This window comes from Streptomyces sp. NPDC031445 (assembly GCF_055581365.1).
The window spans coordinates 104,209-127,800 of the sequence record NZ_JBVIJO010000014.1 but is presented as its reverse complement, the minus strand read 5'-3'; the positions used below and the strand labels follow the sequence as shown (position 1 = coordinate 127,800).

Here is a 23,592-nt window from a genome sequence, read left to right as displayed (position 1 = left end):
GGGCCCGCGTCGGGGGCGTTGGTACGACCGTCCCGGCGCCGTTCACCGTGCTCACCACCGTCCACCGTGCACACCGTGGCACTCGATGAGTGCACGGCATCCCGTTCAGGCACGACACCGGTCCCCCGGCCTGCTCGCTCCGGACGACGGGCGAGGTCTGTCACGAAACAACCGCACGCCCGGTCACCACGGTGAAAGGTCATGGACCAGGAAAGGTGCACGCGTCCCATGGACACTCCCGTCGACACCGTGCACTTCATGATGACGGTACTCTTCGCTCTCGCCGCGGTGCACGCACTATGGCACGGCGTCCGGTCGCCGGGGGCGGGAAGCCGTGACCGGGTGGACCATCTCCTGCACTCCGCCATGTCCGTGGCCATGGCGGTCATGCCGTGGAGTCTCGGCCAATCGCTGCCCGGTCGGACCACGACGGTTCTCTTCACGCTCGCCGCCCTGTGGTTCCCGCTGACCGCCCTCCGCCGTCACACGGCGAACGCGGTGACGGAGATCGCCGGCAGGCTGCCGTCCGCGGCCGGCATGGCCGCGATGGCCTGGATGCTGCGCGCGCACCACGGCCGGGCGGTGCCGTCCCATGAGGCCCTGGCCGCAGGCGTCCCGGCCGCGCACGGCACCATGGCTCACGGCCACGCCACCGGCGCACCAGTGCCGGCTGCCTGGATCACCGGGCTGCTGGCGGTGTACCTCCTTGCGTGCGCCATGCGGTCGTTGACCCGCCCCATGCCCTCGCTGCGGCCCGTCCCGGACGCCCCGCGCCGCGCCGCCGCGGCGGACCCGTACGGTGACGTCCGCGACGGAGCCATGGCGCTGGGTACGGCCCTGATGCTGCTCATGCCCCACTGACCGTCTGTCACAGGGCGCCGACCAGGGCCTTGCTGCGCATCAGGAAGTCCGACAGATAACTGTCGTGGGGCACGCCGGGAGCCATCCAGTAGGTCGGGTGGTCACCGACGTACACATTGGCGATGGTGGGTTCCGCCAGCAGAGAGTCGAGCAACGCGCCGTCACGGGTGAGCGCCGAGAGCACGAGTGTGTCCCGCAGCGGAGCGATGCCGTCCGCACGGTTCCAGGGCGCCACCCACACGCAGGGGAAGGGGAGTTCGGTCCGGAGCTGCGCGGCACTGGGACCGGCGACCTGGTGGACGGCGGGACGCAGGACGGCGCTTCCGTCACCGAGGTCGTCGACGATGCCCTCACCACCGAGCCAGGCCCGGGTCCCCGCCGCCACCGATCTCAGGTAGGAGCCGAGGGCCCGTGCCCGGTCCAGCGGGCACACGGGGAGTACGGCCCGCGCGTCCTGCGGCGGCAGACCGGGCAGCCGGGACAGGCGGGCCGCGACGGCCTCGGCGAGCGGTGCCGGATCGCCCTCGACGAAGACGGCGGTGGCGTTGACGCACGCGGTGCCCCCCTCGTCGGCGACGGAGCCGACGATCGTGTCGAGGTGTTCCCGCCAGTCGGTGTCCGCGGTGACGAGGATCTTGGTCCTGCCCGGCCCCTGGGACAGCACACGTGGATCGTGGGCGTACCGGGCGACCACCTCGTCGCCGCCGTACACGATCGCGCGGTCGGCACCACGGATGAGCACGTCGGCGGTCCGGTGGTCCATGGGCAGCAGCATCAGCTGGTCCTCCCGCACACCTGCCCGGTGCAGCGCCTCGACCAGCCGGTGGGGAGTGAAAGGCTCCCGCCGCGACGGACGCACGGCGACGCGGTAGCCGAGGGCCAGCGCCTCGAGCCAGAGCCGGTGGACACCGGGATGGTTGCCGGAGGCGTTGACGGCGAACACGTTTCCCCTGCGGGCCCAGAAGGCGTGGCCGGCCTGAAGAGCCGGGTCCCGGCGGTCGGCCACCGCCCCGCGTGGTCTGCCCCGGTCGGCGGAGGAGCGGGCCTGGCTGACGAACCGTGCCGTCCCCCGCGTCGCGGCGCGCACCACCGTCAGCGGCGTGCCGGAGGCGCGGCTGACGAGGTGTTCGTACTCGCGTACGCCCAGTCCGCCGACGGTGCCGGTGGCGAACTCCTCGCCGGCCGCCGCCAGCACCGCGTCGAGGCCGGCCGCCGGCACCGCCTCGGCCTTGCGCAGCGCGGACAGTGCCCGGCCGACGTACAGCGGTGGCACCAGGCTCAGCCGCGCCACCTCGGTGCCGGACACATCCGTCACCGGGCTCGGCACCCGCGTCCGGTACGGACCGCGGGGACCCAGCGCGTCCAGGTACACCGGCCCCGTGACCACGGCATCCGTCATCAGTACACGCCCTCGATCACGGTCTCGCCCTTCACCGTGGGCACCGGCGCGACGTCCGCGACGGCGTCACCTGCCTGGCCGTCGGCCGGCCGCATGCGCACGGCCGTGTCCCGTTCCGCGTTGTTGGGGATGAGCATGGATTTGCTGACGTGGCTGACGATCACCTGGCCCCGTTCACCGACATCGACCGTATCTCCGGTGTCGGGGTCCACGACCGACAGGAACACGTACGGCGAGACGGGGTCGAACACACAGGGCTCCCAAGCGCTGAGACCCGTCCGTTCGAGCAGGGCGGTGAGCATCATGGTGTTGCCGTACATGCCGATGAGGGGTACCTCGGGAAAGACCTCCGTGGCCAGCAGGTGGCGGGTGTCGGGGTCCATGTGCGTGCCACCCCAGATGATCGCCTGGACGGAGCCGTTGATCCGCTCCAGGAGGTCGTCCTCGCGTGCGAAGCGCTCCAGCAGCGGGGTGGTGGCGGCGAGTACCCCGATGTCCTGGGTCAGCAGGATCCGCCGGCACTGTTCGACGAGATGGTCGGTGTAGGACTCGACCTCGTCGCTCCGGCCGGCGGCGACCAGCTTCTTCACCCAGCGGGGGTCCATGTCGATGCTCAGCCCCGGGCCGCCGAGGGACCGTGCGGCCCGCTGCAGCACGTCACCCACCAGATGCGGACCCGTCGGCGCCACCGTCAGCCACTGGGCTCCGACGGGCAGGCCGTGGTCCCGCAGGCGCCTGTCGACCTGCTCCGTGCTGTGCCGCATCCAGTCGTCGAGCTGGACGACTCGCTTGGGCGCACCGGTCGTTCCGCCGCTGTCGAAGACGTTGAGCAGCCGGACGTCGTTTCCGTAGCCCCGGGGGATCAGGTCCGCCACCGGGACGTCCCGCAGTTCGTCGGTCATGTCGGGGAAGAGCATCAGGTCGTCCACGACCTCGACGTCCTGTCGCGGGTCGAAGGCGAGCCGGTCGGCCCGGTCGAGCCAGTAACGGGAGCCTGTCGCCGGGTCGAAGTGCCAGCGCATGGCCGCTCGGACGAACTCGTCCGGGTCGACGTCGTCGGACGGTCCGGCGTCCAGAACGGTGGGGGACTCGTACGTCATCGATGGTCCTTCCTCGGCACGGTCTCGTGCGTGTGAGCGAGGTTCCGCGGGGCGTGTGAGATCTGGGCGCGTTCGGTCACCGGCTGAACAGCTCGAAGGCGACGGCACGCCTTCCGTCGAACCGCGAACCGTGGGCGCTGGTGCCGTCGGCCAGGAAGCGGCGCGCGTACGTCTCGGGGTCCTCCCCGGTCAATGCCTCGATGTAGGTGCGGTGCCGCAGCAAGGACAGCACCCCCTGCTCGAAGCCCGGCTCGGCGGACACCGCATGGGTCGGTGCCGGCGAGTTGGCGACGGCCACCCACCGGACGCCGTTCCAGGGCCGCAGGCCCTGCTCGGTGAGCTCGGGGAAGATCCAGCGGTTGCCCGCGTCCGCCGACGCGTCCAGCACCGCGCGCCCCACGGCCACGTGGTCCGGCGTGTTCCAGGCGCCATGGGCCCAGGTGTCCCGGTGGTTGAGCGTGATCACCAGCTCGGGCCGGTGGCGGCGGACGGCAGCGGCGATGTCGCGCCGCAGGGGCATGCCGTACTCGATCACACCGTCCTGGTGGTCGAGGAACTCCACCGTGGAAACACCCACGGCCGCGGCGGCGGCCCGCTGCTCCGCCTCGCGCAGCGACCGGGCGCGTTCGGGGGCCAGGCTGTCGATACCGGCCTCACCACGGGTGGCGAGGACATAGGTGACCTCCCGGCCGTCGGTCACCCAGGAGGCCACGGCGGCCGAGCATCCGTACTCGAGATCGTCCGGATGGGCCACTACGGCGAGTGCCCGTCGCCACTCGTCAGGCATCGGGCGGAGCGGCGGAAGAGGCCTGTCGGTCATGTGTCTGCTCTCGTACTCGTAGATGTCGCGTGGTGGGGCGGCAGGCCGGCCCGGGCTCCGCAAAGCCGGTGTGCGCGGGCACGTGGGAGCCGACCGTGTCGCCGAAGTGGTTCAGACGCGCGGAAGGAGGCTCTCCAGGGGGACGGCGAGATCGGCGAGGACGGCGTCGTCCGTCTCCACGCCGGATTCGATCAGGGAACGGATCGTGCCGATGACGTCCCACACGTTGACGCTCATTCCCGCCACGATCCGGTTCCCGGACAGCCAGAAGGCGATGAACTTCCGCTCGTCCGGTGCCCCGCGGAAGACGACACGGTCGTAGCCGCCCGGCTCGGCGTAGCCGGTGTACTCCATCCCGAGGTCGTACTGGTCGGTGTAGAAGTACGGCAGCCGGTCGTAGACCGCGTCCTCGCCCAGCATGCTCAGTGCGGCGGTGCGCGGCTGGTGCAGTGCGTTGGCCCAGTGCTCGACGCGCAGGTGCCGGCCGAGCCGCGGGTGGTAGGCGTTGGCGACGTCGCCGGCGGCGTAGATGTCGGCCACCGAGGTCCGCAGGTGCTCGTCCGTGACGATGCCGTTGCGCACGTCCAGGCCCGCTTCCTCGGCGAGGCGGACGTTGGGTGTGATGCCCACTCCCACGACCACGGCGTCCGCGGGCAGGTGACTGCCGTCGGCGAGCACGACACCGTCCACCCGGCCGCCGGTTCCGGTGACGCGTTCGATCCCGGCGTGGGGACGCAGGTCGACGCCGTGGTCCCGGTGCAGACCGGCGAAGACCTCGGCCGCCTCGCGCCCCAGGACCTTGAGCAGGGGCAGCTCGGCGTGCTCGAGCACGGTCACCTCCGCCCCGGCCGTCCGCGCCGCGGCCGCCGTCTCCAGACCGATCCACCCGCCGCCGACGACCACGATCCGCGCGCCCTCGGTGAAGGCGGACTTGAGACGCTCGCTGTCGCCCACACGTCGCAGATACAGGACGTTGTCCAGGTCCGCCCCCGGAACGGACAGGCGGCGCGGTGAGGAACCGGTCGCCAGAAGCAGCTTGGCGTAGGGCACGCGACGACCGTCGTCCAGCGTCACCTCGTGGGCCTGCCCGTCGACCGACGTCACACTCGTGCCCAGAAGCAGCTCGACCCCGTGTGCCCGGTACCAGTCCTCGGGGTGCACATAGATCGAGTCGCGGTCCTCCTTGCCCAACAGATAACCCTTGGACAGCGGCGGTCGAATGTACGGCCGCTCCCGCTCGTCCCCGATGAGGAGAAGCGGCCCGTCGTGACCGTGCGCGCGCAGTTCTTCAGCGGCCTTGCCGGCGGCCAGGCCGCCCCCGACGATCACGAACGCGTTATCAGGCGACATGATGATCCCGTCTCAAGTAGTGCGGCGCACACAGCGAGTCGTGTGGTGCGGTCATCCATGAGACCGGGCGACGACAAGGGTTGTGACATCACCGCGTCAGCGCGCCGGGGCGGCCGCCGTCGGCGTCCCCTGGCCGTTCTCGCGGGCATCAGGAGATGTGGTCCGTCGCCTCATCGGGGAGAACGGAGCGTCACCGCCAGTACGGCCGGATCATCGTGTCCCGCCAACGGGACGAATCCGTGCCGTTCCAGGTCGTCGATCATCTGCGAGCGCGAGGCGGGCCACATCCAGAACGTCTCGGTGTGCTCCCGGAGCACACCTTCCGCACCCCGGACCCAGTAGTCGGCGCGTGTCTGGATGCGGTTTCCGGCGGTCGACATCACCATGCGTCCGCCGTACGTGTGCTCGCCGATCCGCTGCTCGGGCAGGACGCGCAGCAGGGCCCGGAGCGGAAGCTGGGCGGGTGGAAGCTCCAGGAACAGCGAACCGCCGGGGACGAGGGCCGCGCCGATCGCATGCCAGAGCGCGTGCCGCGCGCCCGGCGAGAGGCACGCGACCGTGTTGTGGCAGACGGCCACGTCCGCCACGGCGTACAGAGCCGCCTCGTCCAGGGCGTGCGGTTGTACTGTCACCCGCGCCCTCTCCCGTGCCGGCAGGGCGGCGAGGCGGGTCATCAAGGACGTGCGCATGGCCCGCGCGGGCTCGACGGCGTACACGTCGGCTCGGGACTCGGCCAGGCTCATCAGCGTGACCCGTCCGGTACCGGCACCGATGTCCAGGACGCCGACACGGGCCTTCGCGACTTCGCGACCGTAGAGCTGACGGACCCGTCTCTCGTCCGCCTCGGCCTGGAGGATGTCGTAGAACTCCGCGGTGATGGCGTAGGAATCCGTATGCGGCCGGAAGGTCGGTGCTCTCGCTATGACAGGGTGCATATCCAGCAAGACAGCACCTGGGCCGTGGGTGTGACAGCGACGGCGGCGAGCGGGGTGCCGGCCCGTGCGGGCTCGGGGTGACCGCCGTCGCAGTCCCGCGCTGTTTCGTCGGCCGAGACCTCCTCGCGAACGTCGAGGAGCGCGGCGGCGCCCGGCTCCTTCTGTCACACCTGGGCCGTCCCGCCGGTCATGACTGGGACAGCAGTTCACGAACCGTGCCCGAACAGCACAGCCGTGGACGAGTCGGCTCCGCAGCGCCGCGGGTGCGTTGCTCCGGCTCCGTTGGGGCCGGGGAACGCGCGTGGCACGGACAGCCACGGCCGCACGGCGACGGCGAGCCCTCGCAACACGCCAGTGCCGCGGACTCACGGCAGTGCCCGGGACCGCGGCGCCATCAGACGCAGCGAGCTTCGGGTGATGCAGAAATGAATGGTGAAGAGATGGGCAACGAAAGCCGGCCGGCCGAGCCGGGGCAGGAGCGCACGGGGGAGAGGCTCGCCCAGTGGGCGGACGGCCGGCTCGGCTACCGCCGGCTGGCCCGCTCCGCCCGGCGCCTGGTCTTCCCCGACCACTGGTCGTTCATGCTCGGCGAGATCGCACTCTACAGTTTCGTCATCCTGCTGCTCACCGGCGTCTACCTGAGCCTCTACTTCCACCCCTCCTCCGACCCTGTGGTCTACCAGGGCAGCTACGCCCCCTTGCGAGGCCAGCTGGTGTCGGAGGCCTTCGACTCGACCCTGCACCTATCCTTCGACGTCCGCGGCGGCCTGCTCGTCCGCCAGGCACACCACTGGGCGGCGCTGGTCTTCGTGGCCGCATTGTTCGTACACATGTTGCGAGTCTTCTTCACCGGCGCGTTCCGCAAGCCACGCGAGCTGAACTGGGTGTTCGGGTTCCTGCTGCTCATCCTGGCCATGTTCGGGGGCCTGACGGGCTACGACCTGCCCGACGACCTGCTGTCCGGCACCGGCCTCCAGGTCGTGAACGGCACGATCCTGTCGATCCCGGTCGTCGGGACGTACGTGTCGTTCCTCCTCTTCGGCGGCGAGTTCCCCGGCGAGGACCTGATCGCCCGTTTCAACACCATCCACATCCTCGTCATCCCCGGACTGATGGTCGCCCTGCTCGTCGGGCACCTGGCCCTGGCCGTACGCCACCGCCACGCTCAGTACCCCGGGCCCGGCCGTACCAACACCAACGTCGTCGGTATCCCGTTCCGGGCGTACGCCGTCAAGGCCGGCGGCTACTTCTTCCTCGTGTCCGGCGTGATCTTCTTCATGGCCGCCGTCGCGCAGATCAATCCGGTGTGGAACTACGGGCCCTTCCGCCCCGACCAGGTCTCCGCCGGTTCCCAGCCCGACTGGTACATGGGCGTCGCCGACGGCTTCCTGCGTGTCATGCCCGGCTGGGAGATCTCGTTCTGGGGCCACACCCTGGCCCTGGACAACCTCCTGCCCCTGCTGATCGGCGTGCTGCTCTTCCTCGCCATGGGCGCCTACCCCTTCATCGAGTCCTGGGTCACGGCCGACGACCGCGAACAGCACTTGCTGGACCGCCCCCGCAACCGCCCGGTGCGGACCGCTCTGGGCGTGGCCTGGCTCAGCGTCTACTCGGTGGCCCTCGTCGGCGCCGCCAACGACCTGATAGCGACTCATCTGCGTGTTTCCGTCGAATCGGTCACCTGGACCGTGCGCATCGGCCTGTTCGTCGTCCCGGTCCTGGCCTTCTTCGTCACCAAACGTGTGGCACTGGGTCTCCAACGGCAGGACCGCGACAAGGTGCTGCACGGGCGTGAGACCGGCATCATCAAGCGGCTTCCGCACGGCGAGTACGTCGAGGTGCACGAGCCGCTCACCCAGGAGCAACTGCACGTCCTGACCGCCCACACGCAGTACCGGCCCCTTGAGGCCGCGCCCGTGCGGGACGCGGACGGCGCCGCGCCCGACCGTGCCCGGCGACTGCGCGTCAGACTCAGCCGTGCCCTCTACGGCTCGGGCACGCAGGTTCCCAAGCCCACGGCGGCCGAGTACACGGAGATCAGCAGCGGCCACCACCACCCCTGATCACCGACGCGACACCCCGCGACCTGTCGTCACGACGTGTCACACCTTCGACGCGTTTCCGGTCATACGAGTAAAAGGCGGCACAACGAAGTGCCGGGCCAATCGGTCCGCCGTACACGGCTGTTCGCCGCGGCGCCTCCGCCCCGTCGGCGCGACCGCCGACTCCCGCCGCGGCGGCCTCGGCGCTCTTCCTCGCGGCCACAGCGGACCCGCATCCATCCGTACCGCGGCTGCGGGCCGCGCAGGGGCATCGACCCCCATTACCAGCCCGCTCGCCCTCCGGGAGCTCGCGCCCCGGTCCCGTCCGAAAGGCATCCGACATGACCCGTACCCCCCGCACACGCCGGGCCCGTACCTACCTCACCGTTCTGGCCGGCGCGACCATCGCCGCGGGCCTGCTCGCCACCACGATCGCTCCGGCCTCCGCCGACAAGGGCGCCCCCTCGCGGGCGCCCAAGCCCACCGTCGTCCTGGTCCACGGTGCCTTCGCCGACTCCACGAGCTGGAACGGCGTCATCAAGAGACTGCGGCACGACGGTTATCCCGTGGTCGCGGTCGCCAACCCGCTGCGTTCCCTGAGCGGCGACTCGGCCTACCTCAAGGACGTCCTGGCCGGCATCGACGGTCCCATCGTCCTGGCCGGTCACTCCTACGGCGGCTCGGTCATCAGCAACGCCGCCACCGGCAACAAGAACGTCAAGGCGCTGGTCTACCTCGCCGCGTTCCTCCCGGAGAAGGGGGAGAGCGCGGTCGACCTGTCGGGGAAGTTCCCCGGCAGCACCCTCGGCGACGCGCTGCGCCCGGTGCCGTTCACGAACGCCGACGGCTCGCAAGGCACCGACCTCTACATTCAGAGCGACAAGTTCCGGCACCAGTTCGCGGCGGACGTGCCCCGTGACGAGACCGACCTGATGGCCGTCACCCAGCGACCGATCACCAACGCCGCCCTGGCCGAGGGCGCGGCGGAGCCCGCCTGGAAGACCATCCCGTCCTGGGACCTGGTCGCCACGCAGGACCTCAACATCCCTGCGAAGGCTCAGAAGTTCATGGCCGAGCGGGCCGGTGCCCACACCACGGAGGTCCGAGCCTCCCACGCGGTGAGCGTGTCGCAGCCCGGCAAGGTCACCGACGTCATCGAGGACGCCGCGCGCTCGGTGCGCTGACCCTTCCGCGTAACGCCCACGGGACTGACCCGGACCGTTCGGTCCACGCGTCGGTCCCGTGGGCGTTCCACGCTTCCATGTGCGCGAACCCCGTGCCCCCGACCGCCGGTCCGCCGCTGCGCACGCCGCGCCCGGCCCGGCCGCGCAAGGACAAGCCCATGCGCCGCGAACCGCGGATCGTTCCCATAGGACCCGGCGACCTCGCTCCCATCGTGGCGATGCATCGTCGCTGCTCCTCACAGACCTTGTGGAGCCGTTACCACCGGGCCATGGCCGACCCTCAGGCCTACCTGCCCGCTCTGCTGGCCCGCCCCGGCTCGGTCCACCTGGCCGCACGGGACACCACCGGCCGCATCGTCGCCGTGGGCCACCTGATGCCGGACCACTCGGCCGTCGAGGCCGCGCTTCTGGTCGAGGACTCCTGGCAGGGGCAGGGGCTGGGCACCCGCCTGTTGCACCACCTGGGCCGCCACGCGCTCAGAGGTGGTTGGGCGACGCTCTACGGCCTCGTCCTGTCCGGCGACGAACGGATGGACGCCCTTCTGCGCCATGTGCCCGTCGCCGTGCACCGGAGCGAGGAGGGCGGCACCGTCACCGCCTGGGTCCAGGGGCGTGACCTGGCGGCCGGCCTGCCCGGCCGCCGGCGGAGCTGCTTCCTGCGCACCGGGCACCGGTGATCACCGACCGTCTTCCGGGTCAGCCGGACCGGGCACCGGCCCGTTGAGAAAGCCGATGCGGAACATAATGTTCCGCATCGGCTTTCTCATGAGCGCCTACACATGGGCGCCGGCACGCCTCACGTCCCGGCGTCGGGGTACAGGTCGTCCTCGAACGCCGCGGACTCCAGAATCTCCCTGACCGTGGTCAGGTAGCGAGCAGCATCCGCCCCGTCCACCAGCCTGTGGTCGTACGACAACGACAGGTGTACCAGGTCCCGGATGCCGATGACCTCCTCGCCCGCGCTGAGCACGACCCCGGGCTTCCTGACCGTCGCGCCCACGCCCAGGATCGCGGCCTGGCGCGGCGGCACGATGACGGTGTCGAACAGGGAGCCGCGCGAACCGGTGTTGGAGATCGTGAAGGTCGCGCCCGACACGTCGTCGGGCGTGAGGTGGCCGCTGCGGGCCCGGTCGGCCAGGTCGCGGACGGCCCGGGCGATCCCGGCGACGGTCAGGTCGCCGGCAGCCTTGATCACCGGGGTCATCAGGCCGTTCGCGGTGTCGACCGCGATGCCCACGTTCTCGGTGTCGAAGTAGGTGATCGTCCCCTCGGCCTCGTTGATCCTGGCGTTGACGACCGGATGCGCCTTCAGGGCCTGGGCCGCGGCCTTGACGAAGAAGGGCATCGGGGACAGCTTGAGGCCCTCGCGGGCCAGGAAACCGTCCTTCGCCCGGTTCCGCAGCCGCATGAGCCGGGTGACGTCGGCCTCGACCGTGCTGGTCAGTTGCGCCTGCTCCAGCAGGGCCTTCTTCAGGTTGTCCCCGATGGCCCTGCGAATGCGGGTCATCGGGACCGTCCGGCCGCGCAGGCCGGACTCCTGCGCCGCCGGGGTGGACGGCACAGCGGGCGCGGGTGACACGGGCGCGACCGGCGCCGGCGCCGGCGCCGGTCGCGCCGTGGGTTCGGACGCCGGGGCCGGTGACGGCGCGGCGGGTGCGGCGGGAGGGGGCGTGACGGGTGCGACGGGAGGGGGCGTGACCGGCGCAGGAGTGGGAGCCGGCGCCGGGGCGGCTCGAGGGGCCTCGGCCGGGGGCGCCGGCGGGGCCGCCGGGACGGCGTCCTCCGTACCGATGACGCCGAGTTCGGCGCCGACCTCGGCGGTCTCGTCCTCGGCGACGGCGATGCTCAGCAGAACGCCGGCCGCGGGGGAGGGGATCTCGGTGTCGACCTTTTCGGTGGAGACCTCCAGCAAGGGTTCGTCGGCCTCGACGTGTTCGCCGACCTGTTTCAGCCAGCGGGTCACGGTGCCCTCGGTGATGGACTCGCCGAGGGCCGGCAGGGTCACGGTAACCGTCATGATGTCGTTCAGCTCCTCACGGACCGGCAGGGCGCAAGGGCCCTCCGGTTCCTGTCGTTCATGACCTGCGTCATGGGGGTCGGTCGCGTTTCCCCGCCGCTCACCCGTCGAGGCCGTAGCGGGCGCGGGCCTGCGCGACGGTCGCCAGGGGGATCCGCCCGGCCCGGGCCAGCCTGTCCAGCGCGGTCACCACGATCGACTCGGCGTCCACGCGGAAGTGGCGGCGCACGTCCTCGCGGGTGTCGGACAGACCGAAACCGTCGGTGCCCAGGGAGTAGTAGTCCTGCTCGACCCACTGGCTGATCTGGTCGGGCACCTGGCGCATCCAGTCGCTGACGGCCAGCACCGGCCCCGGCGCACCGGCGAGTGCGCGGGTGACGAACGGAGTGCGCTCCTCACCGCGCATCCGCGCGTCGTCGGCGCGCATCGCGTCGCGGCGCAGCTCCGTCCACGACGTCACCGACCACACGTCGGCGTGCACGTTCCAGTCGGAGGCGAGGAGTTCCTGCGCTCGCAGCGCCCAGTGAATGGCCGTACCTGACGACAGCAACTGGAGCCGGGGTCCCGCCGCGGCGGGTTCGGCGGGCCGGTACCGGTAGATGCCCCGGACGATGCCCTCCTCGACACCCGGCACCGCGGGCATGGGCGGCTGGTGCTTCGGCTCGTTGTACACGGTCAGGTAGTAGAAGACGTCTTCCGGCTGCTCGCCGTACATCCGGCGCAGCCCGTCCCGGACGATCACCGCGATCTCGTAGGCGAAAGCTGGGTCGTAACTGACCGCCGCCGGATTGGTGGCGGCCAGCAGGTGCGAGTGCCCGTCCCCGTGCTGCAGTCCCTCGCCGGTCATGGTCGTGCGCCCCGCGGTGCCGCCGACGACGAAGCCGCGGCCCATCTGGTCGCCGAGCGCCCAGAACTGGTCGCCGGTGCGCTGGAAGCCGAACATGGCGTAGAAGATGTAGAACGGGATCATCGGCTCGCCGTGCGTGGCGTAGGAGGTCGCCGCGGCGGCGAACTCGGCCACGGAACCGGCCTCCGTGATGCCCTCGATCAGCAGCTGTCCGGTCGTGCTCTCCTTGTAGTGGAGCAACTGGTCCGCGTCGACCGGGTCGTACTTCTGGCCGAGCGGCGAGTAGATGCCGGCCGTGGGGAACATCGATTCCATGCCGAACGTACGGGCCTCGTCGGGAATGATCGGCACCCAGCGCGCTCCGCTGCGCTCGTCACGCATCAGATCCCTGACCAGCCGCACCAACGCCATCGTGGTGGCGACCTCCTGGTGGCCGAAACCTTTCTCCAACGCCTCGAAGGGCTTGGCGGGCGGCTCCGGCAGCGGTTTCGCCATCACCCGCCGCAAAGGGGCGGGACCACCCAGCGCGGCCCGGCGCTCGCGCAGGTACCGCACCTCCGGCGAGTTCTGCCCCGGGTGCCAGAACGGGACCTGGTCACCGGCGAGCGCGCTGTCGGGAATGGGAAGCCCCAACAGGTCACGCATCTCGCGGAACTGCTCCATCGTGAGCTTCTTCATCTGGTGGTTGGCGTTGCGGGACTCGAACGCCGAACCCAGGGTGTGACCCTTGACCGTCTGGGCGAGGACCACCGTCGGCGCGCCGCGGTGCTCCACCGCGGCCCGGTAGGCGGCGTACACCTTCAACGGCTCGTGTCCGCCGCGGGAGTTCTCGAACAGGTCGACCACCTGCGCGTCGCTCAGGGCGGCGGCGACGGCGGACAGGGCGTCACCGGTGAAGAAGTTCTCGCGTATGTACGCGGCGTCCCGCGCGGCCAGCGTCTGCATCTGCGCGTCGGGCACCTCGCCCAGACGCCGCACGAGGTCGCCGGTCATGTCCTGTCCCAGCAGCGGATCCCACGCCTCGCCCCACAGGGTCTTGACCACGTTCCAGCCCGCGCCGCGGAACCGCGCCTCCAGCTCCTGGACGATCTTCGAGTTGGACCGCACCGGCCCGTCCAGGCGCTGGAGGTTGCAGTTGACGACGAACGTCAGGTTGTCCAGGCCCTCGCGGGAGGCCAGGGCCAGGGCGGCCATCGACTCCGGCTCGTCCGTCTCCCCGTCGCCCAGGAACGCCCACACCCGCGAGGCGGAGGTGTCCTTAATGCCGCGAGCCTGCAGATAGCGGTTGAAGCGGGCCTGGTAGATCGCGCCGAGCGGACCCAGCCCCATGGACACCGTCGGAAACTCCCACAGCCACGGCAGCCGCCGCGGGTGCGGGTACGACGGCAGCCCGTGACCGCCCGCCTCCCGCCGGAAGGCATCCAGTTGCTCCCTGCTCAGCCGCCCTTCGAGGAACAGCCGGGCGTAGATGCCAGGGGAGGCGTGTCCCTGGAGGAACAGCTGGTCGCCCGAGCCGTCACCGTCCTTGCCCCGGAAGAAGTGGTTGAACCCGATCTCGTAGAGCCAGGCCGCCGACGCGTAGGTGGAGATGTGGCCGCCCAGTCCCAGCCGGGAACCACGGGTGACCATGGCCGCGGCGTTCCACCGGTTGAGCGCGGTGATCCTGTTCTCCATCTCCAGGTCGCCGTCGAAGTCCGGCTGTGCGGCGGCCGGAATGGTGTTGATGTAGTCCGTGGACAGCAGCCCGGGCAGGGGTGTCCCCGACGCCGCGGCGAACTCGTGCACCCGCCGTATCAGGTAGGCCGCCCGCTCCGGCCCGGCGTTCCGCACGACGGCGTCGAGAGAGGCTTGCCACTCGGCGGTCTCCTCGCGGTCACGGTCGGGTAGCTGGTCCAGCTCACTGGTCACAAGGGTCTCGGTGGGCCGGGACGGATCACTCATGGCAGCCTTCCTGTCACTGCGTGGGCGCCGGCGACGCCGGCCGCGGACACGGTGGGCGCCGCGGGGCGGTCGGTGGGGATCACGGGCGACGAGGCTTCGCCGCCCGGCGTACTCAGCGGTTCTTGAGCCACTGGGTGAAGGTCTGGTGGCCCGCATGGGCATCAGGGCCGGGGAGGAGTGCGCGCTCCTCGAGTACCGCGCCGAAGAACGGGGCCTGCGCGTCGGCGATGACCGGGCCGGGGCGACCCAGGGAGGAGAGCAGCTCGGCGGTGACGTTCTCGAACCGTAGCTCTTCGGGGCCGGCGACCTCGAGTACTCCGAACAGTGGCACACCCACCGCGACATGGGCCACCGCGGCGGCGACGTCGTCCGTCGAAACCGGACGCATCAGGAGCGGGGGCACGTGCACGCCGTCAGGCCGGGTGCCGGCCGTCGCGGCGATCGTCAACGACCTGTAGAACGGCGTGGCGCGCACCACGGAGTACGGCAAGGTGGTGCGCCGCACCAGGTCCTCCTGCGCCGCCTTGGCCCGGAAGTAGCCCGAGCCGACCCGGTCGGCGCCCACCAGTGAAAGCGCCACGTAGTGCTCGACGCCCGCCGCGGAGGCGGCCTTGAGGAGGTTGCCCGTCGCGGTGGTGAAGAACGCCGTGCTGGTCTCCTGCCTCCGAGAGGGTGCGTCGGTGACGTCGACCACCACCTCGGCGGCACGCAGCGCCTGGTCGAGACCCTGTCCCGTGCTCACGTCGACCCCTTCAGCGCGGGAGACGGGCACAACCTCCACCCCGTGGTCCCGGAGTCCGGCGACGGTCCTGGATCCGATCACACCGGTGGCACCTGCAACGACGACTCTCATCTGGGTCTCTTCCGTCCAGGGGCCGAAGACCCCGCTGGGTGTGCGTCGAAAGCGGTGGCGCCCATCGGCGTGCCACCGTGCTCATCACACCTAGACAGGACCGATCGGTCCGTTGTGACACCATGCTCCGCCACGCGTGCCGGCCGCCGCCGGTCGCGACCCGTGTCACAAATCCGCCGGGCACCCGGTCAGCAGGAGGAGCGGTCTTCAACGACCGGACACGACCACGTGCGGGCGGGATCTACCGCCGGGCACGTGGAATCACGGAAGGTGCGACTCAGTGTCGGAGAACTCACAGCACGCCCACCACGGCCACGGTCACGGAACGGGCGGCGAGGACGGTCCGAGCTGGACCCGAGCGGCGAAGATGCTCCAGGACGCCTCACCCATCGTCGTCCCCGAGGGTGCCTCGGCGATGACCATCCACGTCCAGTGGGAGCCCGGTGACCCCGGCACCCCGCCGCACCGCCACTCCGGACCGGCGTTCGGCTACGTCGTCAAGGGCGCGGTCCGCTTCGAACTCGAGGGCGAGCCCGAGCGCGTCATCGAAGCCGGCGGAACCTTCTGGGAACCGGGTGGCGACGCCATCCACTACCAGGACGGCAACGCTCTCGCCGACGAGAGGACCGAATTCGTCGTCACCATGATGTGCGCTCCCGGCAAGCCCATGCTGGAGCTGGTCGACGAGGAGGAGCTCAAGGAGCGCGCCCACCTGCGCGCACCGCGGCCCACCGCATGACCCCGAGACGTTCGCCCGCCGTCCGCTGCCTCATGGCGGCGGGCGGCGGCATATCCGCGCCGTGGGCGAGGGGCCCGATCACCGCGCTCCGCGAGCCCGGGTGCCGGTCCGGCCGTTCACATGACAGGCGGGGCCCTGCGCTCATGAAACCGGTTACCGCCGCGGTTTCACGGGCGCGAGGCCCCGCCTGTCGGTGTCTTCTACTCCACGAAGTATGAGTCGTGCTTGTCGAAGAACGCGGCCCGCTCCTCCTCCGACGCGTGCGCCAGCTGCGAGACCTGCTCGAAGTATTCCTCGCGCGGGGCGCCCGGGGTGAACAGGAGCAGCATGTCGGCCGGAGCGTCGGAGTCGTTCCGGAAGGCGTGCAGCCCGCCCTGGGGCACGTGCAGGAAGTCTCCCTTGCGCGCATCGACCCACTGCACACCGTCGAACACGCGCACCGTGCCGTCCAGGATGTAGAAGGACTCCGAGATCCGCTTGTGGAAATGCGTCTTGGGACCGCCCGCCCTGGGCCGCATCTCCACCCGGTACAGCCCGAACTCACCCCGCGTGGTGCCAGTGGTCGCCAGATAGTGGGTGGCGTCCTTCCCGACACCGCTCTCACCGATGGCCGGCGGTGTGGTGGCAGGCCGGAAGATGGCGCTGGCCTCACCGTTCTCTCCCCAGTACTTCTGTTCCGGATACGGGTACGACATGGCTGGATCCTTTCCTGCGGTGGGCGTGTAGGGACGCGCCGGCGTGAACCGCTGACCGGTGGCCCTCTCTACAACGAGACCGGCCGGCGTCCGCCCGTGTGACAGCGGAGCGCCCCGCCGGGTGTCAGTCGACGACCTGGTGATGGATGAAGCGGGACACCAGTGGGGGCTCCATCAGCCAGCTGTGTGTCCGTCCGTGCGGCGGGTGAGGAGCCGCAGCGGTCTGCCGCAGCGTGGCGAAGGCCACTGACGCGCCGACGACCAGCAGACCCGCGCACAGCGGCATCGCCCGGCCGAACGACGTGTTGAAGGCCGCGTCGGACCGGTAGGCGTCCGGTCCCATCCCGGCCAGGAGGGGCAACGCCGCCACGGACACCAGCCCGGCCGCCCGGGCCACGGCGTTGTTGATGCCGCTGGCCAGCCCGGCGTTCGCGGAATCCACCGACGACAGCAAGGTCACGGTGAGCGGAGCGACCATCACGACCATGCCGGCTCCCATCACCAGCAGGGCGGGGAGGACATCGCGGAGATAGGACGCGCCCGGACCGACCCGCAGCATCATCAACATGCCCGCCGCGCACACCACCGGGCCGACGGTGAGCGGAGTCCGCGGCCCCAGCCGCCGGGCGAGCGTCCCGGACCGGGACGAGAACAGCACCATCAGCGCGGTGTTCGGCAGCATGGCGGCACCGGCTGCCAGCGCCGAGTACCCGACGACGATCTGCAGTTGCAGAGCCGTCAGGAAGAAGAACCCGCCCGTGCCCGCGTAGACGCACAGGGTGATCAGGTTGACAGCGGTGAACTGCCGGGACGAGAAGACGGACAACGGCATCATCGGGTCGCTGCTGCGGCGCTCCACGCGAAGGAACGCGGCACCCGCCGCGACGCCGGCGACGGATGCGCCGACGGCCACCGGTACGCTGTTCCGGGCCTCGGTCAGCCCGTAGGTGATCAGGGCGAGTGCCAGAGCGCCCAGGACGGCGCCGTCGATGTCGAAACCGATGCGCCGCCGGCCCTCCGCGCCGGCCATGAGGACCTCGTTCGTCCTGGGCGTGCCGACGGACTCCGGGACGTGGCGCAGTGCGATGGGTACGCACAGCAGCGCCGGGAGGATGCTCAGCAAGAAGGTCCAGCGCCAGCCGGGACCGTCCACCAGCCACCCGCCCAGAAACGGCCCGAGGGCCGCGCCGACGCCGCCGAAGCCCGACCACAGACCGATCGCGCGTGGCCGGTCGTCCGGGTGGAAGGATGCCTCGATGATCGCCAATGAGCCGGGCGTGAGGAGAGCACCGCCGACGCCCTGCAGGGCTCGGGCGGCGATCAGCGTGGTGGTGCCCGGAGCCAGACCGCACAGCAGGGAGGCCGCCGCGAACCACACCAAGCCGAGAACAAAGATCCGGCGCCGCCCGAAACGGTCGCCCAGCGAACCGCCCAGCAGGATCAGACCCGCCAGGGTCAGCATGTACGCGTTCACCGTCCACTGGAGCACCGCGAGGTCGGCGTCGAAGTCGTCACCGATGCGCGGAAGAGCGACGTTGGTGACGGTCGATCCGAGCAGCACCACGCTGGATCCCAGAACGGTGGCCAGCAGGGTCCACCGTCCCCGGGCACTGGCGAGGCGGAGCGGGGCGGAGTCGTCAGGTGCGGGGGAGTGCGTCATGTCGAGTCCTGGTTCCGTCCGGAGAAGCCGTCGCGGCCGACATACGTGTGCCGCAGGACGCGCACGTCGCGTACGGCAGCCGCGAACGCCTCGGGGCTCTCCTGCGGAAGATTGTGGCCGGCGTTCACCACCTGGCGGTGGAGCCGGGGGCCGGTGAAGTGCCGAGCGGTGGAGGAACCGTCCGACGCGGGGAAGTTGCCGTCGGCCCGGCCGTCGAGGGTGACGGTGGGAACCGTGATGGCGGGCAGCTCGGCGAGACGCGCCTCGAAGTCCGCGTACGCCTCGGCACCCGGAGCCGCACCAAGCCGGTGCCGGTACGAATGGATGACGACGTCGGTGTAGTCGGGATTGGCGAAGGCCCTCGCCGTCCGCTCCAGATCCTCCTCGCGGAAAGGCCACTTGGGCGAGTTGCGCTCCCAGATGACCCGGGCTATCCCCTGCGGGTCGGCGGCGAGACCGGCCCGGCCCCGCTCGGTGAGGAAGTAGTAGAAGTACCAGAAGCCCGCCTCCCGTTCGGGTGCGACGGGTTCCATCGCCGCGCCGATGTCCTGGATCAGGTAGCTGTTGACCGAGACCAGGCCCAGAACGCGCTCGGGCCACAGGGCCGCGGCGACGTTGGCGGCGCGCCCGCCCCAGTCGTATCCGGCGAGGTAGGCCCGCTCCACGCCCAGGGCGTCGAGAAGGGCGACGACGTCGGCTCCCAGAGCGGCCTGCTGACCCGAGCGCGGAGTCGACTCGGACAGGAACCTGGTGGGCCCATGGCCCCGCAGATAGGGGACGACGACTCTGAACCCGCTTCCGGCGAGCAGCGGAGCGACGTGCGCGTAGCTGTGGATGTCGTAGGGGAAACCGTGCAGGAGCAGCACGGTGTCGTCCCCGGAACCCGTCTCGTAGTAGGCGACTTCCAGTACGTCGGTGCCGACTCGCCGGAGAGGGGCGAGTGCGTGGGGTTCAGACATGAGGGTCCTTCGGGTTCCAGGGCTCGCGGCGGTCGCTCCGGGCTCCGTGCCGCCGGGCGGACTTCGGCTGACCGGGCGGGGCGACGTCCGTCGCCTGGTCGAGGGCCGGGGCGACCAGGCGAGGGACGGTCCTGCGGCCGGCCGGGCCGCAGCGGCTGACTCAGCCGAACATGCCGGGCTTGTAGTCACCGGCGGGCTGCCGGTTGATGACGTTGATGCGGTTGTAGGCGTTGATGACGGCGATCAGCGACATCAGCGCGACGAGCTGGTCCTCGTCGTAGTGCTTCGTGGCGTTCGCCCACGCCTCGTCCGACACACCCTCCGAGCCGTCCGCGATGCGCGTGCCCTGCTCGGCCAGTTCGAGCGCGGCGCGCTCTGCGTCCGTGAAGACGGTGGCCTCGCGCCACACGGCCACCAGGTTCAGACGCTGCTGCTCCTCGCCCGCGGCGGCGGCGTCCTTGGTGTGCATGTCGGTGCAGAAGCCGCAGCCGTTGATCTGGCTGGCACGAATCTTCACCAGCTCCTGGGTGGTGACCGGGAGAGCCGAGTGCACCGCCGCGCCGGCCGAGTTGAGGTGCTTCATGACCTTGCCGGCCAGAGCGTTGCCGAAGTAGTTGATGCGCGCATCCATGACGGATCTCCTCACATGTGGAACAGTTACAGCTCACTGACCGGCAGCCCACGCGATCTGTGACATCGTCGGTCATCGAGTCACTCCGCCGAACCAGGACGCGGTCCGGATCGGTGCGACCACACGATCCGCAGCACCGTGTGACGACAAGTAGGTCAAGCCCGTCGCCCCGAGGGCGGTCATCCTGGGACCGCAGACACCGGGCACGGCGAACACCCTTCAGCGAATTCAAGGTGATCACCATGGCAACCGAGAGCGTCCTGCACCCGAGCCTCATCGTCCCGGTCGGGCACGTCGAGCCCGTACCCCGCCGCGTCCGGGGAATGATCGGCGGACGTGTCGTGTTCGACACCCGCCGCGCCCTGTACGTCTGGGAGTGGCAGGCCTACCCCCAGTTCAGCATCCCGGTCGAGGACCTGGTTGACGGTGTGCTCGTCGACGACAAGCACACGGAGCACCTCGGCGCCGGCCCGGCACACCGTCACACCCTGCGGGTCGGCTCGGAGGTCCGGCCGGGCGCGGCGTGGGTCTGGGGAGAGGGCGCCCCCGGACCCCTGCACGACACCGTGCGCTTCGAGTGGGATGCGCTGGACTCCTGGTTCGAGGAGGACGAGCCGGTCTTCGTTCACCCCCGAAGCCCGTACTCCCGCGTGGACGCCCTGCGCTCCGGCAGCAGCGTCAGAGTCGAGGTGGACGGTGTGGTCCTGGCGGAAGCCCCGAACTGCGTGAAGCTGTTCGAGACGGGCCTGCCGACCCGCTACTACCTCGACCGTGCGACCATCGACTGGACCAAGCTGCGGCGCTCCGGCACGGTGACCCGATGCCCCTACAAGGGGACGACGAGCAGCTACTGGTCGTTCGACAGCGACACCGCCTCTCACGAGGACATCGCCTGGACGTACGACTTCCCGACCATCCACGCCAACCGCATCGCCGGACTGACCGCGTTCTACAACGAGCACGTCGACCTGTACGTCGACGGCTTCCTGCTGCCGAAGCCCACCGACCCCACCCGGCCGGCCTCTGACTGACGACACCGGACCGGTCGGCTCGGGCCTGCGCGGAACCCTTGAGAAAGGCCGTGGCCGGTGAGCGATTCACGCGCCGTTTTCGCCGACGCGTCACACATCGACTCCCGGCCCGGTCTCATGAGGTGGAAAGTCCGAAACCCACCACCTCGCAAGGAGTATGTCGTGAGCGACATCATTCTCGAGCCTGCCGCCCAGGAATTCGCCGACGCGGCCGCCAAGCCGCCGCTGCTTTACGAACTCGGTGTCGAGGGCGCCCGCAAGCTGCTCGACGATGTCCAGTCGGGACCGGTCGACAAGCTCGACGTGGACGAGAAATGGATCACTGTCCCCGCCGAGGTCGGTGACGTGCGGGTGCGCATCATCAAGCCCGTCGGCAGCACCGGCGTCCTGCCCGTGATCCTCTACGTGCACGGTGGCGGCTGGATTCTCGGCAACGCCGGCACCCACGACCGCCTTGTGCGTGAACTGGCCGTGGGCGCGGAGGCGGCCCTGGTCTTCGTCGAGTACGACCGCTCGCCGGAGGCGAAGTACCCCGTCGCCGTCGAGCAGGCGTACGCCACCGCCCGGTGGGTCACCAGCAAGGGCGCCGAGGAGGGGCTGGACGGCTCCCGGATGGTCGTCGCCGGTGACTCCGTCGGCGGCAACATGAGCGCCGCCCTGACTCACCTGGCCAAGCGGCGCGGTGACGTCACCTTCCTGCACCAGTCGCTGTACTACCCCGTCACCGACGCCGGGCAGGACACCGAGAGCTACCGGCTCTTCGCCCACGGGCCGCACCTCACGGCGAAGGCCATGGAGTGGTTCTGGAACGCCTACACCACCGACCCGGCCGAGCGCGCCCAGATCACGGCCTCGCCTCTGCGCGCGACCCTGGAAGACCTGCGGGGGCTGCCGCCGGCGTTCGTCGTGGTCGACGAGAACGACGTACTGCGCGACGAGGGCGAGGCGTACGCCCGCAAGCTGATCCAGGCCGGCGTGCCGACGACCAGCATCCGCTACAACGCCAGCCTGCACGACTTCATGATGCTGAACCCGGTCCGCGCCACGCAGGCCTCGACCGCGGCGATCGAGCAGGCCGTCCACGTGCTGCGCAAGGCCCTGGGCACCGACTGATCCCCCTCGCCGGTGGTGCGCGGACGAATTCCAGGCATCGGAACGTACCGCGCTACAGAACGGTCGTACGCCCGGATGGGGGCGCGTATTTCATCGGCGCCTCACCGGTGTACTTCACTGGAAAAACGAAAGGCCACTCCTATGAGTGCACAGAAGCCGACCATCGTCCTCGTCCACGGCGCATTCGCTGATTCCTCCAGTTGGAACGGTGTCGTCGAAAAACTCCAGGCGCACGGCTACCCGGTGGTGGCCGCGAGTAATCCGCTACGCGGACTGGCCGGAGACAGCAGGTACGTCGGACAACTCGTGGCCTCCATCGACGGCCCTGTGGTCCTTGCCGGCCACTCCTATGGCGGCTCGGTCATCAGCAATGCCGCCGTCGGCCTCGACAACGTCAAGGCACTCGTCTTCGCGGCGGCCTTCCTGCCGGACGAGGGGGAGAGTGCGGTCACCCTCTCGGGCAAGTTCCCGGGCAGCACGCTGGGGGAGGCGCTCCACCCGGTACCTGTCACCCTGCCGGACGGCAGTCAGGTCACGGATCTCTACATCGAGAAGAACAAGTTCCACCAGCAGTTCGCCGCGGACGTTCCGGAGGAGGCCGCGGCGGTCATGGCCGCGACCCAGCGCCCCGTGGCCGACGTCGCGCTGGCGGAAGGTGCCTCCGCCCCGGCGTGGACGAACGTCCCGTCGTGGGTTCTCGTGGCCACCGAGGACCGGAACATCCCGGCTCAGACGCAGATTTTCATGGCCGAGCGCGCGAAGGCCACCGTGGTGAGCGTCACCGCCTCCCATGCGGTCAGCGTCTCGCGTCCCGGTGACGTCGCACGTCTGATCAACGAGGCGGCGCGGGCGACCGGCTGAACCGCCCGGCTCCCAGCGCACCGGATGCGACCGGGCGGCCGGTCGAGTGAGCGGTCGGCCGCCCGCAGGTGCGTCGAGGGAGCACGCGCCGACGGCCGTTGCCCCCCGCCCGCAGCCCGGTGCAGGTGCCGAGCGTCGGGCCACCGACTTTGGGAACGGATCATGAACATGAACAAGCAGGCAGCTCGTGGACTGGTCGACATAGAGGCCTACCTGTACCGGGAGGCTCACCTCAGTGCTGCTCGCCGGCGTGTGACGGCCTTCACCGCGAGGATGGACGGGCTGACCCACGAACAGAAGAGGGATATCGAGCTGTGGTATCTCGAGGAGCAGAAGTACGTGGCCCGCATGGTGACGCAGTACGTCGACGACAACGCCGGCGCGACCGAGACGGCGAACAAGATGCGGTTCGGGCGATGGCTGCGCGGAACAGTGATCGCCATGGCGGTGATCACCGTGCTGACGTTCGTGTGCACGGCCGTCGTCGTGGGCTCGGTGGCCTGATCCCCGTGCTCTGACACAGCGAGCGGCATGTTCGGGACGGGCTCGACGTC

At 70.3% G+C, this 23,592-nt stretch carries 20 protein-coding genes and 1 pseudogene; 9 read left to right on the top strand and 12 right to left on the bottom strand.

The genetic code is table 11. The annotated features are described in order from the left end of the window. The first annotated feature begins 228 nt into the window (after positions 1-228). Positions 229-861, top strand: coding sequence for a DUF5134 domain-containing protein (locus ACZ5DC_RS31620; RefSeq protein ID WP_468658356.1), 633 nt, complete (start codon positions 229-231; stop codon positions 859-861). A gap of 7 nt (positions 862-868) precedes the next feature. Here the strand turns inward: ACZ5DC_RS31620 and ACZ5DC_RS31615 are convergent, their stop codons facing one another. From ACZ5DC_RS31615 to ACZ5DC_RS31595, 5 genes are all read right to left on the bottom strand, one after another. Then, positions 869-2,260: an aldehyde dehydrogenase family protein gene (locus tag ACZ5DC_RS31615; protein ID WP_468658354.1), complete on the bottom strand. Its 1,392-nt coding sequence runs from the start codon at positions 2,258-2,260 to the stop codon at positions 869-871. After that, on the bottom strand, positions 2,260-3,360 hold the full coding sequence (locus ACZ5DC_RS31610) for a phenazine antibiotic biosynthesis protein (protein WP_468658352.1): 1,101 nt from the start codon (positions 3,358-3,360) through the stop codon (positions 2,260-2,262). Before ACZ5DC_RS31610 ends, ACZ5DC_RS31615 begins: the two co-directional genes overlap by 1 nt. Positions 3,361-3,436: 76 nt before the next feature. After that, on the bottom strand, positions 3,437-4,180 hold the full coding sequence (locus tag ACZ5DC_RS31605) for a PIG-L deacetylase family protein (protein WP_468658350.1): 744 nt from the start codon (positions 4,178-4,180) through the stop codon (positions 3,437-3,439). 111 nt (positions 4,181-4,291) lie between these two features. Further along, entirely contained in the window at positions 4,292-5,530 is a 1,239-nt protein-coding gene (locus ACZ5DC_RS31600) for an NAD(P)/FAD-dependent oxidoreductase (RefSeq protein WP_468658348.1), read from the bottom strand. 170 nt (positions 5,531-5,700) lie between these two features. After that, positions 5,701-6,465, bottom strand: a complete 765-nt coding sequence (locus tag ACZ5DC_RS31595) for a class I SAM-dependent methyltransferase (RefSeq protein ID WP_468658346.1) — start codon at positions 6,463-6,465, stop codon at positions 5,701-5,703. 440 nt (positions 6,466-6,905) lie between these two features. On the opposite strand from ACZ5DC_RS31595, the gene qcrB reads away from it, so the two are divergent. The 3 genes from qcrB (at position 6,906) to ACZ5DC_RS31580 (ending at position 10,368) form a co-directional block, all read left to right on the top strand. Beyond that, positions 6,906-8,528 (top strand): cytochrome bc1 complex cytochrome b subunit, encoded by a 1,623-nt coding sequence (gene qcrB, locus ACZ5DC_RS31590; RefSeq protein ID WP_468658344.1) that lies wholly within the window; start codon positions 6,906-6,908, stop codon positions 8,526-8,528. A gap of 320 nt (positions 8,529-8,848) precedes the next feature. After that, positions 8,849-9,691 (top strand): alpha/beta fold hydrolase, encoded by an 843-nt coding sequence (locus tag ACZ5DC_RS31585; protein WP_468658342.1) that lies wholly within the window; start codon positions 8,849-8,851, stop codon positions 9,689-9,691. A 269-nt stretch (positions 9,692-9,960) separates the two neighbouring features. After that, the gene (locus ACZ5DC_RS31580) at positions 9,961-10,368 is read left to right on the top strand and encodes a GNAT family N-acetyltransferase (protein WP_468658340.1); all 408 of its coding nucleotides are present in this window, start codon (positions 9,961-9,963) and stop codon (positions 10,366-10,368) included. Positions 10,369-10,487: 119 nt separating this feature from the next. On the opposite strand, the pseudogene ACZ5DC_RS31575 reads toward ACZ5DC_RS31580, so the two are convergent. The 3 genes and pseudogenes from ACZ5DC_RS31575 to ACZ5DC_RS31565 all read right to left on the bottom strand — a co-directional run. Further along, positions 10,488-11,696, bottom strand: a pseudogene (locus ACZ5DC_RS31575) (2-oxo acid dehydrogenase subunit E2); the annotation flags it as partial. A gap of 112 nt (positions 11,697-11,808) precedes the next feature. Beyond that, complete coding sequence (aceE, locus tag ACZ5DC_RS31570; RefSeq protein ID WP_468658338.1) at positions 11,809-14,496, bottom strand: pyruvate dehydrogenase (acetyl-transferring), homodimeric type; 2,688 nt, start codon at positions 14,494-14,496, stop codon at positions 11,809-11,811. A 112-nt stretch (positions 14,497-14,608) separates the two neighbouring features. Continuing rightward, positions 14,609-15,349 (bottom strand): SDR family oxidoreductase, encoded by a 741-nt coding sequence (locus tag ACZ5DC_RS31565; RefSeq protein ID WP_468658336.1) that lies wholly within the window; start codon positions 15,347-15,349, stop codon positions 14,609-14,611. A 280-nt stretch (positions 15,350-15,629) separates the two neighbouring features. Between ACZ5DC_RS31565 and ACZ5DC_RS31560 the strand changes: the two genes are divergently transcribed. Further along, positions 15,630-16,088 carry a cupin domain-containing protein gene (locus ACZ5DC_RS31560; protein WP_468658334.1) on the top strand — a complete coding sequence of 153 codons (459 nt, stop codon included), beginning with the start codon at positions 15,630-15,632 and terminating at the stop codon, positions 16,086-16,088. Between the two features lie 200 nt (positions 16,089-16,288). Here the strand turns inward: ACZ5DC_RS31560 and ACZ5DC_RS31555 are convergent, their stop codons facing one another. The 4 genes from ACZ5DC_RS31555 to ACZ5DC_RS31540 all read right to left on the bottom strand — a co-directional run bounded on the left by ACZ5DC_RS31555 (position 16,289) and on the right by ACZ5DC_RS31540 (position 20,033). Continuing rightward, positions 16,289-16,783, bottom strand: coding sequence for a cupin domain-containing protein (locus ACZ5DC_RS31555; protein ID WP_468658332.1), 495 nt, complete (start codon positions 16,781-16,783; stop codon positions 16,289-16,291). A 124-nt stretch (positions 16,784-16,907) separates the two neighbouring features. Continuing rightward, entirely contained in the window at positions 16,908-18,443 is a 1,536-nt protein-coding gene (locus ACZ5DC_RS31550) for an MFS transporter (RefSeq protein WP_468658330.1), read from the bottom strand. Then, positions 18,440-19,402 (bottom strand): alpha/beta fold hydrolase, encoded by a 963-nt coding sequence (locus ACZ5DC_RS31545; protein ID WP_468658328.1) that lies wholly within the window; start codon positions 19,400-19,402, stop codon positions 18,440-18,442. The genes ACZ5DC_RS31550 and ACZ5DC_RS31545 overlap by 4 nt, the downstream gene beginning before the upstream one ends. Before the next feature lie 160 nt (positions 19,403-19,562). Next, positions 19,563-20,033: a carboxymuconolactone decarboxylase family protein gene (locus tag ACZ5DC_RS31540; RefSeq protein WP_468658326.1), complete on the bottom strand. Its 471-nt coding sequence runs from the start codon at positions 20,031-20,033 to the stop codon at positions 19,563-19,565. A gap of 242 nt (positions 20,034-20,275) precedes the next feature. Between ACZ5DC_RS31540 and ACZ5DC_RS31535 the strand changes: the two genes are divergently transcribed. The 4 genes from ACZ5DC_RS31535 (at position 20,276) to ACZ5DC_RS31520 (ending at position 23,542) form a co-directional block, all read left to right on the top strand. Continuing rightward, positions 20,276-21,064, top strand: a complete 789-nt coding sequence (locus tag ACZ5DC_RS31535; RefSeq protein WP_468658324.1) for a DUF427 domain-containing protein — start codon at positions 20,276-20,278, stop codon at positions 21,062-21,064. Positions 21,065-21,226: 162 nt separating this feature from the next. After that, positions 21,227-22,177, top strand: a complete 951-nt coding sequence (locus tag ACZ5DC_RS31530) for an alpha/beta hydrolase (protein ID WP_468658322.1) — start codon at positions 21,227-21,229, stop codon at positions 22,175-22,177. Between the two features lie 141 nt (positions 22,178-22,318). After that, entirely contained in the window at positions 22,319-23,038 is a 720-nt protein-coding gene (locus tag ACZ5DC_RS31525; protein WP_468658320.1) for an alpha/beta fold hydrolase, read from the top strand. Between the two features lie 162 nt (positions 23,039-23,200). Further along, positions 23,201-23,542: a hypothetical protein gene (locus tag ACZ5DC_RS31520; RefSeq protein ID WP_468658318.1), complete on the top strand. Its 342-nt coding sequence runs from the start codon at positions 23,201-23,203 to the stop codon at positions 23,540-23,542. The last annotated feature ends 50 nt before the right edge of the window (positions 23,543-23,592 follow it).